Source organism: Pseudomonas sp. FW305-28, assembly GCF_017351395.1.
GTDB lineage: Bacteria > Pseudomonadota > Gammaproteobacteria > Pseudomonadales > Pseudomonadaceae > Aquipseudomonas > Aquipseudomonas fluorescens_AA.
Genome location: NZ_JACNDD010000311.1, coordinates 1 through 418 on the forward strand (window position 1 = coordinate 1; position 418 = coordinate 418).

Here is a 418-nt window from a genome sequence, read left to right on the forward strand (position 1 = left end):
CTGCAAGGCTTCGACGACCTGTTCGAATGGCAGGTCCTGGTGGCTGTAGGCGTCGAGGGTGGTGGCCTTGATCTGTTCCAGCAACTGGTCGACGCGGCTGTGGGCCTGGACGTCGATGCGCAGGGCCAAGGTGTTGACGAAGAAGCCGATCAACGCCTCGGTTTCCCGGCGTGGGCGATTGGCGACCGGTGTGCCGACCACCACCTGCGGCTGGTTGCTCAGGCGCGAAAGCAGAATCGACCAGGCGCCGAGCAGGGTCATGAACGGGGTCAGGCCCTGTTGCTGGCTGAAGCGGCGCAATCGGCTGCTCAGCGGCGCGGGCAGTTGCAAGGCCAGGGCGGCGCCTTGGTAGCTTTGCACCTGGGGACGCGGGTGGTCGCTGGGCAGTTCCAGCAGCGCCGGGGCGCCGTCCAGGTGC

Annotated in this window: 1 protein-coding gene; it reads right to left on the bottom strand. The window is 67.2% G+C overall.

The features are described from left to right. Positions 1 to 418 (bottom strand): condensation domain-containing protein (locus J4E53_RS30575; protein WP_207268300.1); only part of this gene is annotated, 418 nt, incomplete at both ends.